Below are 208 nucleotides of genomic sequence, written 5' to 3'. Positions count from 1 at the left end.
CGGGAGGCAGACATATCGGATAGCATCATTATCGGAATAGAGAGGAGTACCGTGAATATTATGAATCCAGACCCTGATACAATTTTCAAGGAGAATGATACGGTATGGATTGTCGGTAAACGAAAAATAATAAAAGGACTGAATAAAGATTAGGACTTATTTAATTAAAATGTCATGGAATATTCAAGTTATAATGTAAATACCCCTC

General features: G+C 34.6%; 1 protein-coding gene. It reads left to right on the top strand.

Going from position 1 to position 208, the window contains the following annotated elements:
• Nucleotides 1-12 precede the first annotated feature (12 nt).
• Entirely contained in the window at nucleotides 13-153 is a 141-nt protein-coding gene (locus tag HJV72_RS20585) for a TrkA C-terminal domain-containing protein (protein ID WP_208073555.1), read from the top strand.
• The last annotated feature ends 55 nt before the right edge of the window (nucleotides 154-208 follow it).

Source organism: Extibacter sp. GGCC_0201 (assembly GCF_017566055.1).
GTDB lineage: Bacteria > Bacillota > Clostridia > Lachnospirales > Lachnospiraceae > Extibacter.
The sequence above is the reverse complement of the archived record's forward strand: the minus strand, read 5'-3'. Positions and strand labels throughout refer to the sequence as shown.